The organism is Robertkochia aurantiaca, from assembly GCF_020166495.1.
GTDB lineage: Bacteria > Bacteroidota > Bacteroidia > Flavobacteriales > Flavobacteriaceae > Robertkochia > Robertkochia aurantiaca.
The window spans coordinates 1-12,355 of sequence record NZ_JAINZS010000008.1 but is presented as its reverse complement, the minus strand read 5'-3'; the positions used below and the strand labels follow the sequence as shown (position 1 = coordinate 12,355).

Sequence of the window (12,355 nt, the reverse complement as noted above, 5' to 3'; positions counted from 1 at the left end):
ATTAGTTTCTTAAATTCCGGCACTGAATAAGTAACGTCAAAAGATCGCCAAATATTTTCCGGATATCCGCACCTTTTAAGACTCAGACAATATTGATCAGGCAGAAAGAGAAGAATGACGACGGCTGTGATAGATAAGCCCGGGTTCTCCCGCTAGCGGACCTTTGTCACCCAGAACAAAGAGTGAAGAATATTCTGGTTCGCCTGTATAGCGCTGTATCTTGCCTGAATCGCTCTCAAAACACAAACTGTATTTGCGTCTCTTGTCAAACAACAACCAATTATGGTCTGCATGTTTTTCCCTTAGATATTCAGTAAGTAAAGGCAAAATATTAAATCTTGAATCGACGACACCTGAATACAAACCGCTTTCGAGAATCTTAAAGCGAAAATCTTCAGCAAGACGGTCTGCCTCGCGTTTCACCATATTGGAGGCATGACGCAAGCGCCCGAGATACGACTCTGCCTCCTGCAGTACCGATTCATTGCAATAAACAGCCATGATAAAATTAAGAATCATGTCTTCTGACCCTTTCAGCTCACTTAAAAAAGCAAAGTATATTATCTCTCTCGTTTCTGCTGACGTTTTTAATCGTAAAGACTCCCAAACCTTTTTTGCATGTAAAGGCTGCGTGTGCACCTGAATGACTTCAGAGAAGATATCCGGCTCATAATGCCGGGGAGAAACAATAGCCACCTCTTTATAACCCCTGGAAAAAACTTCATAAACAGCAGACAGAAACCCTGAAAAACTTCCATCATATAAAACCTTTGCTTTCATAATTGGTGATGTTTTTGCATTCATTAAATCGGAATATTTCCAAAATATTACAATTTCTTAAGGCTTTAATACTATATTTACCTCGTAAGCACATGCTAATATAGGAATTTTTCCAAACTAAAGGAAATATTCCAATTATTTTATATTTTTATACTATGAAACAGTCTTTAGCCACCGAGGTAATTCGATTCAGAGAGGTACGGGAAGAACTGGGTTTGACCCAACAGGCCTTCGCAGAGGAGTTGTCATTGAAAAATTCAACGGCTGATATCGAAAGAGGCAAGACAAAATTATCGGGCACCATGGTAACCGATCTGCTAGATAAATATCGTATCAATCCCTTATGGCTGTATGGCAAGAGCAACCAGAAATACCTCGATATGCAGGTAAACACCTCTCCCAGGGTGGTAACGGTAGATCCAGAAAACAACGATAATATCGTACTGGTCAATGTACGGGCTGCAGCGGGATACCCGCATAATATCGGTGATGTTGACTGGTATGAAGAACTGCCTGCTTTCAGTATTCCCTTACCCGAATACCGCAACGCCACTTATCGCGGTTTCCAGGTGGAAGGCGATAGTATGCTTCCCTCCCTGCATCCGGGTGAATGGGTGATCGGTAAAGCGGTTGAAAGTCTTGAAATGCTGGACAACAACACTATCGCAGTCGTCGTACTTCAGGACAGTGTTTTGGTGAAAAAGGTGCAAAAGCATGAAGACCATCAGCAAGTATCCTTGATATCACTGAACACCGAGTATCCACCGGTAGTCATAGGAAGCCATGAAATTCAGGAACTCTGGCAGGTAAGCAGCAAGATCAGTGTTGAGATAGATAAAAACCCCGAAGGCAGCAGCCTTGACCAGATACAACAGAGCATCCTGGAATTGCGTAACGAGATTAATGCCTTAAAAAAATAACCTATTGTTCCAGATCACGGGCCTCGAACTCAATCAATTCGCCATCTTCAAAGCGAACACTTAATTCAATAGGATTACAACACACTTCACAATCTTCCACATAGGTCTGATCCCTTGAAGGGTCGAGCAGCATTGAAATGGTTTCCCAGCAATACGGACATTGAAAAAAGTGCTCCAACATAGATACATGGATCTTTCTAAAACTCTATGTTCAACAGCTGTCCGCTAACCTGTAAAACAGCCAGCTCAGCTATTTTCGCCGTGTATTTGGCACGGTTCTTCTCCAGAATGGCGTTCAACAGGTTGATCTGGGCCTGTCTGAATTCAAGAGATGTCGCACGTCCCAGTTTATAGCGTTCTTCAGTTCGGTTGAAATTATTCAGGGTCGTTTGAACATTCTTTTTCTGTGCTTCGTAGATATACAAGGCATTCCGGTAGGTCTCATAAGCATTTCTTATATCCCGTTCCACACCCAGCTCCACCTGTCTTTTGGTGATTTCCTGGTTCTCATAGGCGATCCTCGCATTTTTGAACTGGGTAATGGTTGTACCACCGTCGAAGAGGTTCCAGGTCAGGTTCACTCCTGCAGAGACCCCTGTGCTGGTATTCTCAAGCACGAATGCCAGCGGGTTGTTATTATTGCTGCGGTTCCATCCGTAAGAGCCCGAAAGCCCGATGGTAGGAAGAAAATTACCACGAACCGACTTGATACCGTATTCGTTGATAAGCATACCACTTTGAGCCTGTAAAAGTGTCACATTATTTTCAGAAGCCTCGTTGAGCATGTTCTCCATCAAAAGCCCGGGCACGAAGGTTACTGTGGTATCTACCAGAAAGTCGTTGGAAAGATCACGATTCATGATCAGGTTCAGGTCTCTCTTGGTGTTTCTGAGTGTCTGTTCTGTCTGAATCAGGTTAATACTGTCGGTATTCACATCAACTTCGGCATTCAGCACGTCAAGACCGGTATTCTGTCCGTACTCGAACTGGTACTGCGCCCTCTCCAGCCGGTCTTTGGATATCTGCAGGGCCTGTCTCAGATTCTCCACATTCTCGGTAAGCCTGGCGACCTCATAATAGACCGTGAACAACTGTAGCACGGTGGTTTCAATGGTCTCACGGGCCTGCAGCTCGGTAAGATTGAGTTCTTCCTTTAGAGATTTGTAATTATAGAACCTTCCCAATCCGTCAAAAAGGGTATAGTTAAGGTTTAGGGAAGCGTTATAACGCCTGGTTTCCACTCCTTCCGCAGATCGCACTTCTCCATTGGCCAGCTGACCCTCGGCATTATTCCGGTCGAAGGTAGCCCCCGCATTTCCGGTCAAACTGGGCAGATAGCCTGAATTCAGTACATCGGCATTATTCTCGGCGATCTCTGTGTTGTTGGCTGCGATCTCGATCCCCAGGTTATTTTCAAGGGTGTAGCCTATTGCCTCCTGCTTTGAGAGCAGATCCTGAGACCACAGGGAGCCCGAAAATCCTAAAATCACAACAAATAGTAACGTATTTTTAATGGATACCATCCTTTTCTACCTTTAATTCTTTTACAGCGCGTTCAACTTCTCTTGCTTTTGGCATTTCACCCTTTCTGAGCCAGTAAGTACCCATTTTAAACTTGTTGCTCATGGTAAGCAAAATAGGTAGCATTAACAGGGTCAGGAAAGTGGCAATTCCAATTCCAAACGAAATGGATATAGCCATGGGCTTCAGGAATTGTGCCTGCCTGCTCTTTTCGAAAAGCAGCGGCGCCAGTCCGGCGATCGTTGTCAGGGAAGTCAGAAAGATCGCTCTGAACCTCGATTTACCCGCCATCAGGATGGCTTCGCCATAACTGCTCCCCTCCTTCAGGTAGCTGTTAAATTTACCGATAAGCACCAAACCATCGTTCACCATAATTCCGATCAGTGCGATGATTCCCAACATAGAAAGTACATTGATAGGGAAACCCAGCAGGTAGTGACCCCAACCCACTCCGATCAAACTGAATGGGATCATCAGTAACAACAGGAAGGGTTGCCCGTAACTCCTGAATGTGAATGCGATAACCGCATATATCAGAAATATGACCACGGGGAACACTTTCCCGGCAGAACTGCTTAGCTTACCGGCTTCTCTGTTCTGACCTTCATAAGAGGCCGTAACCGTTGAATAACGGGATTGTAATTCGGGCATGATATTGCTCTGTATGTCTGCCAGAATATCGGTGGTTGAGGCATTCGGATTCACCAGGTCAGATTCCACCCGAATTTCCCGAACCCCGTCAAGGTGCTGAATAGATTCTTCCCCACGCTGAATGCTGTAATTGGCAATTTCATTGAAAGGCACCCGGGTACCTGAAGGGGTAATGAGTCGCATCTCATCCAGATCGTTGATCGATTCCCTGTTTTCCAGGTCGTATCGCACCCAAACCCTGATCTCATCTTCTCCGCGCATAAAGCGCTGAGCCTGGAAGCCGAAGAAACCGGCCCTTACCTGACCCATCACATTACGAAGGTCAAGCCCAAGGGCATAGGCATTATCTTTCAGCTGTATACGTATCTCTTTGATACCTTCCGGGTCGGTATCAACAATATCCTTAAGCCTTGGATCATCCTGCAGTTGAGCTTTTAAATAGTCTTTGGCCCCTTTTAATTCTTCCGTATTATTACTCAGAAGGGCTACAGAGATCGGGCTTCCCCCGAAGTTTCCTCCAGACCCGAAAGTAAGTCGTTCCACCCCGTATACCGTTCCGGTGGTATCCCGTAAGGCATTCGATATCAAAAACGATTCGAAATCCCGCTCTTCCCCGGGAAGAAGATTGATATCAAGGGAGGCTTTATTGGTTCCGGGACCCACCCGCTTGACGATATTTTCAATTACCGATTTGTTTCCGGTTTGTTTTTGTGTGAATTCTTCATTGACCTTCCATGCGTTTTCCTCGATCATGGTGATGATCGAATCGGTCACCTTTGGCGAGGTACCTTCAGGCATCAGCAGATCTACAGAAACCCGGTCACTGGCAATACTTGGAAAGAGTGTAACCCCGATGATCCCACCTCCGATGGCTCCGATGGTCAATAACAAGGCCAGGCAGAAAATTCCGAAAGCCAGGATCTGGTGCCTTAAGCTGAACTTTAATACCGGCGCATAGAGCTTATCACGCATATAATCCATCATGCGATCTCCGTAGGTATTGATGTTCCGCATTTTTGCAAAGAACTTCTGAACCAGTGACATGTCTTCTTTCTTAGGGCGATCATCCTCTTTCAACAAGGCTTTGGAATGTGCAATGTGTGCCGGCAAAATGATCAGAGCTTCTATAAGTGAGATCGTCAGGGTAATGATCACCACCGTCGAAACCTCGGCAAAGAACTCCCCGATACGACTGTCAAGGAACAAAAAGGTGGAAAAGGCCAGGATCGTTGTGATAATTGCCGAGATGATCGGAGGCAATACCTCCATGGTTCCATCGATGGCAGCCCTGACCGGAGATGCTCCCCGTTCATAATGCTGATAGATATTCTCTGCGATCACGATACCATCATCAACCAGGATACCGATCACGATGATCATCCCAAAAAGGGAAAGCACATTAATGGTGACATCAAAAAATCCGGCGAACACGAATAGTCCCAGGAATGATATCGGCAAACCAAAAGCTACCCAGAAAGCCATTCTTGAATTCAGGAAAAGCGAAAGAAAGAAAAGCACGAGCAGTATCCCCTGCCAGGCGTTGGTGAACAACAGCTTGGTTCTTTGCTTTAATGTAATGGAACGGTCAGAAACCACATCCAGTCGTACATTATTGTAACTTTGGTTAAAGTCTTCTATGTATGCATTTATCTTTTCAGCGGTAGGTATAAGGTCTTCACTGTTGGTATTACTCACTCGTATGTTAACGGCAAGATTCCCGTTAAAGTAGCTGGCGTTCGGGTTTTCCTCAAAACGGTCCCTTACTTCGGCCACATCTCTCAGCCTGATATTGGTACCATTAGGTAGTGCTTTTACGACCGCATTATTAAGCTCATCGCCATAATAGGAACGGTTATTCGCCCTGATCAGGTAATCTTCTTCGCTGGTCTTGATATTCCCCCCTGTAATAAGCAGGTTGGTTTCTGAAACTGCCTGGGCCACTTCCTGAAAGGTCAGGTTGTATGCGAGGAGGTCATTTTCTCTGACCGCGATCTCGATCTCTTCCCGCGGAAAACCGGTAATCTCGATCTTTGAGACCCCTTCCATACGCCTGAGATCCCTTTCGATATCCCTGGCGATCTTTTTAAGCGTAGCAAGCGCTACCCCTTCGCCACTAACGGTAAAGGTGATGGTCTCCCTGATAGCTTCCTGCTTCCCTACGATCAGAGGCTCCATCCCGGCAGGAAAGCTGGGAACCTGATCGACCGCATTCTTGACCTCTAGGAGCATGAAGTCTATATCATAACCTTTAAGAATCTCCACGGTAATACTTCCACCGTTCTCCCTCGAGGTAGAGGTCACCCGGTCAATACCTTCGATTCCTTTCAGGTTATCTTCGATTTTTATAATAATACCCTCCTCTATCTCCTGTGGAGCAGCTCCGGGGTATGTGACGTTGATAGAAATGATCTTTGATTCAACTAAGGGAAAGAAAGATGAACGCAGTGAAAATGCACCTACCAGACCGAAGATCAGAAACGCCAGGATAATGACGTTAACGGCTACGTCATACTTGATGAAATACGAAAGTATCTTTCTCATTGCAGCGCGGTTTTAGGCGTTTCCTCAGATTTTTGAACGTCTGCTTCATCACCTGCCACTTTAACTACCATGCCCGGATAAGCCCCCGGCACTGAACGTTTCAGAACCCTGGTTCCGTCAGGTATCCCTTTAACGATCGCATGTTTTTCTGAAAAATATACCGGATTCACATCAACAAGCTCGAGGATGGTATCCCTGACGGCGTAGAGTTGTGACTGATCAACCAGGAGCGAACGGTCAACTTCATATGCATCATCAGCATCCCGTGCATGAATACGTGCTTCCAGATACATTCCCTCTTTGAGCATACTATCACTGACTTCTATAAATGCGGTAATGGTTTGGGTATCCTGGTCTATTTTTCCATTTACCCGTGCCACGGTACCCGTCCATGTGTTTATATTTTCCAGGTCACTCAGCTGCACTTCTTCACCCACCTTCAGGTAAGGAGCATAACTTTTGTTAACAGCCACCTCCAGTTCATAGACTTCAGGATCGATGAACTCACCCAGCTTTTGTCCGTTCCTGATCAAAGTACCCTCATTGACAAGAGCCTCTGTAAGGATCCCGTTGAAAGGAGCTCTAATGTTGTGTTTGGAAAGTCGGTTCTCCAGGTTTTTAAGATTATAATACGCTGTGTAGATCCCTCTACCGGTTAAAAAGTTCTTTACTTGCGGTGAAGATGGCTCGGGCAGCGGTTTGGTAAGAGAGTTCATTTCGAAGTTCTGGATATACTCCTGCCAGGCCGGAAAAGCTTCAGGATAGTCCAGTCGAAGATCGGGCATGATCCCTGTGATCAGGTTTACCAGGTTGCTTTTTTGAGATTGTACCGAGGCATAAAATTCTTCATCGTTGATACGAAGTAAGAGTTCGCCTTTGCGGTACCTTTGGCCTTCCTTAAAAAGCTTTGCACTGTTCAGAAACACCCCCTGCACCTCTGAGAAAAGCTCGATTCGGCGCTTGGCCATCAGGTTTCCGTTAGCATTTATTACAATGGGGACTTCCCCGTTCTGAACGGTATCTACAAAAACGGTTTTCACCACCCTACGCACCTGCGATTGTGGCCTCTTTTTACTGTTGATTAAATATTGGGCTACGAAAACACCCAGAACGATGAGCAGCACACCCAGGATGGCTAAAACGACCTTTCTCATATCAGGACTTAGTTGATGTGCTGCAAATCTATCTATAAGCCTGTCTTTAACAGGTTAAAACTTTCTTAAATATGAAGGCAGTACGTGCAAATGCAGCTAAAAATCAGTTAAAGAGAAAGTTAACAGCCGCAGCTTTCAGTATTGACCAGGCACCCTTGTGACCGATGTGCGTTTTTCTATAAGCCTCATTTCATCTATTACAAGTACTTTCAGATTTTTCAGACGAATCATCTCATCCGGAACTTCGGTATTAAAGTAATTCTGCCCGATCGCCAGTTCTTCCAGCACACTTAATTCAAAAAGGGAAGAAGGCAATGAACCCCCAAGGTAATTATCAAAAACGCTCAGCTTTTTCAGGTTTGCCAATTTTCCTATTTCCTGCGGAAGATGTCCTGAAAAACGATTACTGGCCAGTATGAGCTCTTCCAGAGAGGCGATGTCACAGATACTTTCAGGGATACTTCCCTCAAAGCCGTTATTAAACAGAACGAGGGACCTGAGATTTTTCAATTCCCCTATTTCTTGCGGAAGACGTCCGCTGAAACGATTCATGTACAGCCTGAGCTCCTTCAGTTCTTTAATTTTTGTCAACGAGGCTGGCAGCTCCCCTTCCAAACGGTTAAACGACAGATCTAACACCTCAAGTTTATCCAATTTGTCCAGTTTATCAGGCAGCACACCAAAAAGCTCATTTCCCTTGAGATTTAGAACTTCCAGAGAGGTGAAATTGGTAAGAACTTCTGGAAATGCCCCGGAAACATTATTCGAAGGTAATTCTAACGCTATAAGTTCTCCCTGTCTGAAGGTGAGACCGTGAAATTCAGTGACAGGCTTTTCAAAATCCCATTTTTTAATCCAGTTTTCGCCACCGGTTTGCTGGAAGAATTCTTTTAGTTCGGGCTTTAAATGTTCTTGTGCGAAAGACAGGGTACAGGCAATAACACATAACCCCATCGTCATAAGTCGGGTTGCTTTGTTCATTTGATTCTAATTGGAGGTTGTTGAGGACCAAATTCGCAATAAATCCGACTAAAGACAATTATTTTCGACCAAATACATAATTTTTAACAACTTAGCTATGCTTCCAGTTGTTCATTCAGTTCAAACCACTCACCTGATTTCTTTTCAAGATCCTTTTTTAGGGAATCATAGCTGTTAAAAAAGTCCTGGTCTTCTGAAAGCTTTTCGGGTTTGGCCAGCAACTCCTTATCCATCGCTTCGATCTTTCTTTCCAGGTCGTTTATCTGTGATTCCAGCTTGCTCACCCTGTTCTTGAGAGACTTTAGCTTTTTCTGGTCTTCATAGCTCATCTTGGGTTTTGGCGCCGCCTCCTTCTTAGAAACCTTAACCGTTTCATCCTTTTTCTCTATAGCCCTGAAATCGTCGGCTTTACGCTCCTCAAGATAATCGTTTATATCACCCAGGTATTCCTTAATCTGATGGTTTCTGAACTCGTACACGCTTTCAGAGAGACCCTGCAGGAAATCCCGGTCGTGGGAAACCACGATAAGTGTTCCCTCAAAACGCTTAAGAGCTTCCTTCAGCACATTTTTTGAACGGATATCCAGGTGGTTGGTAGGCTCATCCATGATCAGAACATTAAAAGGCTCAAGCAGCATTTTACAAAGTGCCAGGCGGTTTCGCTCGCCACCGGAAAGCACTTTCACCTTCTTTTCCACCTCATCTCCCCTGAAAAGAAATGCACCAAGCATATCGCGCACCTTAGTCCGGTTACCGTCATTTGCGGCATCGATCATGATATCCAGTACGGTCTTCTCCCCGTCGAGATACTCGGCCTGGTTCTGGGCAAAGTATCCAAGCTGAACATTATGGCCAAGCTTCAGTTCACCCTGGAAAGGTATTTCACCAACAATCATTTTGGCAAGCGTGGTTTTCCCCTGTCCGTTCTGCCCGACAAAAGCGATCTTACTGCCTCGTTCGACCAACAGATCAACATTCTCCAAAACCTTCTTTTCTCCATAGCTTTTCGACAGATCTTCTGCCTCCAGCACCACCTTACCGGGTCTGACCGACACGGGAAAGCTCAGGTTCATAACAGCGTTATCCTCTTCATCGACCTCGATACGCTCCATGCGGTCGAGCTTTTTGATCAGTGACTGGGCCATGGAAGCCTTAGTGGCCTTGGCACGGAACTTTTCAATGAGCTTCTCGGTATGCTCGATCTCCTTCTGCTGGTTCTTCTGAGCGTTGAGCTGCAGATCACGAAGCTCCTCGCGCAATTCCAGAAACTCGCTGTAAGGCTTGTTATAATCATATATCTTTCCAAGACTGATCTGAATGGTTCTGTTGGTTACGTTGTCGAGAAACATCTTATCGTGTGATACAATAACCACCGCTCCGGCAAATTGCTGGAGGAACTCTTCGAGCCAGATGATCGATTCTATATCAAGGTGGTTGGTAGGCTCATCAAGCAGAAGCACATCGTGTTTTTGCAAGAGCAGTTTTGCCAGCTCAATACGCATACGCCAACCTCCTGAAAAAGTTTCGGTACGTTTTTCAAAATCATCACGTCTGAACCCCAGTCCCTGAAGCACCTTTTCGGTAGCTCCCTGGTAGTGGTACCCTCCGAGAATTTCATACCGGTGAGTAAGATCGCTCAGGTCGATCATCAGCTGGTTGTATGATTCACTTTCGTAATCTTCTCTTTCAGCCAGCTGCCGGTTGATCTCATCCATTCTCCTTTCGATCTGCCTGATTTCTTCAAAGGCAGTATAGGCTTCCTCGAGAACTGTTTTTCCTTCATCAAAATCGATATCCTGCCTGAGAAAACCGATACTTACTTCCTTATCGGTTGCAATATCCCCGGTGTCTTTGCTCATGTCTCCGGCCAGAAGCTTCAAAAGCGTTGATTTCCCGGCACCGTTCTTCCCGATCAGACCAACCCTGTCTCCAGGGTTCAGCCGGAAAGAAATTCCGTCGAACAAATATTCTCCCGCAAATGATACCGATAAATTGTGAACGTTTAGCATGAATGTGACCCTTGTTACCCCAGCATCCGTCAGGATGCCGTATTTTTGTTTAAAATTTTTGCAAATGTTAAAAAAAGGAAGCAAACTCTACAGTATTTTAACAGGAACTTGCCCGAAGTGCCAGGAGGAAAGCATGTATGAGAGCTCACAGCTGTATCACCCGCAGAAAACCCTGAAAATGAATGAGAAATGCAGCAACTGCGGTACTAAGTACAAAATAGAACCTTCCTTTTTTTATGGGGCCATGTATGTGAGCTATGGCGTGGGAACGGCTTTTGCTGTCGCAGCCTTCGTAATTTCATTCCTTATCATCGGAACCGACCTGAAAACCTCTTTCTTTGCCATCGTGGGTACTCTTATAGTGTTTATGCCGGTAATCATGAGGCTGGCAAGAAACATCTGGATCAATTTCTTTATGAGCTACGACCCCAATGCAGGTTCCGGGATCAAACAAGACGAGATCAACCCGAAACAGTAGATTGATACTTTGACCGGTATCTTTCGACATCCATTTCAGGCACTATCTCCTGCTGACCATACATTGATTGATATAACTGTTTTGCAGCAAAAGGTGCTATCATCACTCCCCTGCTCCCCAGTCCGTTGAGACAATAAAGCCGGCTGAATTCCGGATGCTGCCCCACCAGAGGCCTTCTGTCTGCCACTGTAGGCCTTATTCCGGCTACATGGTCAATGACTTCATAAGGCCCCTTAAAAAAGCTCTGAAGCTTGGTTAACAACTCCATGCGGCTTTCTTCTGTGGGAATATTGGTTTTATCCTTCCACTTATAGGTGGCTCCAACCTTATAACGCCGCTCTCCCAGTGGAATCAGAAAGACCGATGATTTCAGAACAAAATCGAGCTCTAATTCCGGAGCTTCGATAATTAGTAACTCCCCTTTTGTTCCGTTGAGAGGGAGGTAGTCGAAAAACGGGTTCTTCTTCATCCCGAAACCTTCACAAAATATTACCCTCGAGGCTTCGATACCGTCATAGATCACCCTGTCATTCATCACCTGAAGCCGGTCGTATTGAAAACTCTCCTGCCTGAAACACCCGGTATCCTGCAGATAACTTACATAAGCCTTTTGCAAAGCTTCGGTATCTACCCTGCCCGTTTGCAGCACCCTTCCATATCCGAATGGAGCCTCAACCCCGGGAAGTTCAAAATGATGCACTGAAGTCTCTATGAAGGGTGACAACCCCGGTTTATCGCCGGCAACGAACCAGTTGTTCTGCTCTTCAACGGAAGTGAACCGCCGGTAAACAGGAATCTTATGATCGAATTTCTCCCCGAGCAAAGATTCGAGTGCAGCATAGAATGGCAGCGCTGTATCAAGCTGTTCTTCAGCTTTCCATACAGGGGTGAATCGCTTTAAAATAACCGGATTATAAAGACCACCCGCTATGTTGGTTGAAACCTGTGAATCATTATCGAAAACCATAAAGGTTTTCCCGTTCTTACGCAGTTCTTCGCAAAAGGAAATACCTGCCAGACCACTACCTACTACTATACAATCGATCATAAGGCAAAGATATGAAAGAGGATGATAGGGAGTGGGGAGTGGTGAGTGGGGAGTGGTGAGTGGTGAGTGGTGAGTGGTAGATTGTAGATTGTAGATTGTAGATTGTAGATTGTAGATTGTAGATTGTAAGTTATTGAACTTCATCAGGTTGTGTTCAGTTAAGTGTGTCATTCTTTATTTTTAGGGTAGGCCTAATCTTTCCTTGTGAGTCATTGATAATATACTAATGACCTTAGTCCAACTTACTGGTCTTGACCATTTCTTAGTGGTTC

General features: G+C 45.2%; 10 protein-coding genes. 2 read left to right on the top strand and 8 right to left on the bottom strand.

The window, feature by feature from the left end:
• Window positions 1-96 precede the first annotated feature (96 nt).
• Window positions 97-780, bottom strand: coding sequence for a TIGR03915 family putative DNA repair protein (locus tag K7R10_RS14600; protein WP_224485475.1), 684 nt, complete (start codon window positions 778-780; stop codon window positions 97-99).
• A 155-nt stretch (window positions 781-935) separates the two neighbouring features.
• Here K7R10_RS14600 and K7R10_RS14595 point away from each other — a divergent pair, with 155 nt between their 5' ends.
• Window positions 936-1,700, top strand: coding sequence for a LexA family transcriptional regulator (locus K7R10_RS14595; protein ID WP_224485474.1), 765 nt, complete (start codon window positions 936-938; stop codon window positions 1,698-1,700).
• Window position 1,701: 1 nt separating this feature from the next.
• Here K7R10_RS14595 and K7R10_RS14590 read toward each other — a convergent pair whose 3' ends face one another.
• The 6 genes from K7R10_RS14590 to K7R10_RS14565 form a co-directional block, all read right to left on the bottom strand.
• On the bottom strand, window positions 1,702-1,881 hold the full coding sequence (locus K7R10_RS14590) for a CPXCG motif-containing cysteine-rich protein (RefSeq protein WP_224485473.1): 180 nt from the start codon (window positions 1,879-1,881) through the stop codon (window positions 1,702-1,704).
• 16 nt (window positions 1,882-1,897) lie between these two features.
• Window positions 1,898-3,190 (bottom strand): TolC family protein, encoded by a 1,293-nt coding sequence (locus K7R10_RS14585; protein WP_224485472.1) that lies wholly within the window; start codon window positions 3,188-3,190, stop codon window positions 1,898-1,900.
• 19 nt (window positions 3,191-3,209) lie between these two features.
• A complete protein-coding gene (locus tag K7R10_RS14580) occupies window positions 3,210-6,413 on the bottom strand; it encodes an efflux RND transporter permease subunit (RefSeq protein ID WP_224485471.1) in 3,204 nt (1,067 codons plus the stop codon).
• Window positions 6,410-7,567: an efflux RND transporter periplasmic adaptor subunit gene (locus tag K7R10_RS14575; RefSeq protein WP_224485470.1), complete on the bottom strand. Its 1,158-nt coding sequence runs from the start codon at window positions 7,565-7,567 to the stop codon at window positions 6,410-6,412. The genes K7R10_RS14580 and K7R10_RS14575 overlap by 4 nt, the downstream gene beginning before the upstream one ends.
• A 135-nt stretch (window positions 7,568-7,702) precedes the next feature.
• Window positions 7,703-8,548, bottom strand: a complete 846-nt coding sequence (locus K7R10_RS14570) for a leucine-rich repeat domain-containing protein (protein WP_224485469.1) — start codon at window positions 8,546-8,548, stop codon at window positions 7,703-7,705.
• A gap of 95 nt (window positions 8,549-8,643) precedes the next feature.
• Window positions 8,644-10,557 carry an ABC-F family ATP-binding cassette domain-containing protein gene (locus K7R10_RS14565; RefSeq protein ID WP_224485468.1) on the bottom strand — a complete coding sequence of 638 codons (1,914 nt, stop codon included), beginning with the start codon at window positions 10,555-10,557 and terminating at the stop codon, window positions 8,644-8,646.
• A 64-nt stretch (window positions 10,558-10,621) separates the two neighbouring features.
• Between K7R10_RS14565 and K7R10_RS14560 the strand changes: the two genes are divergently transcribed.
• Entirely contained in the window at window positions 10,622-11,035 is a 414-nt protein-coding gene (locus tag K7R10_RS14560; RefSeq protein WP_224485467.1) for a DUF983 domain-containing protein, read from the top strand.
• Here K7R10_RS14560 and K7R10_RS14555 read toward each other — a convergent pair.
• Window positions 11,019-12,083 (bottom strand): NAD(P)/FAD-dependent oxidoreductase, encoded by a 1,065-nt coding sequence (locus tag K7R10_RS14555; protein ID WP_224485466.1) that lies wholly within the window; start codon window positions 12,081-12,083, stop codon window positions 11,019-11,021. The two genes, K7R10_RS14560 and K7R10_RS14555, sit on opposite strands and share 17 nt — an antisense overlap.
• Between the last annotated feature and the right edge of the window lie 272 nt (window positions 12,084-12,355).

Bases quoted from the DNA above. Each gene is read 5' to 3' on its own strand.
- K7R10_RS14570 (WP_224485469.1), bottom strand. From the start codon at position 8,548: ATGAACAAAGCAACCCGACTTATGACGATGGGGTTATGTGTTATTGCC.
- K7R10_RS14560 (WP_224485467.1), top strand. From the start codon at position 10,622: ATGTTAAAAAAAGGAAGCAAACTCTACAGTATTTTAACAGGAACTTGC.
- K7R10_RS14565 (WP_224485468.1), bottom strand. From the start codon at position 10,557: ATGCTAAACGTTCACAATTTATCGGTATCATTTGCGGGAGAATATTTG.
- K7R10_RS14580 (WP_224485471.1), bottom strand. From the start codon at position 6,413: ATGAGAAAGATACTTTCGTATTTCATCAAGTATGACGTAGCCGTTAAC.
- K7R10_RS14590 (WP_224485473.1), bottom strand. From the start codon at position 1,881: ATGTTGGAGCACTTTTTTCAATGTCCGTATTGCTGGGAAACCATTTCA.
- K7R10_RS14600 (WP_224485475.1), bottom strand. From the start codon at position 780: ATGAAAGCAAAGGTTTTATATGATGGAAGTTTTTCAGGGTTTCTGTCT.
- K7R10_RS14575 (WP_224485470.1), bottom strand. From the start codon at position 7,567: ATGAGAAAGGTCGTTTTAGCCATCCTGGGTGTGCTGCTCATCGTTCTG.
- K7R10_RS14595 (WP_224485474.1), top strand. From the start codon at position 936: ATGAAACAGTCTTTAGCCACCGAGGTAATTCGATTCAGAGAGGTACGG.
- K7R10_RS14555 (WP_224485466.1), bottom strand. From the start codon at position 12,083: ATGATCGATTGTATAGTAGTAGGTAGTGGTCTGGCAGGTATTTCCTTT.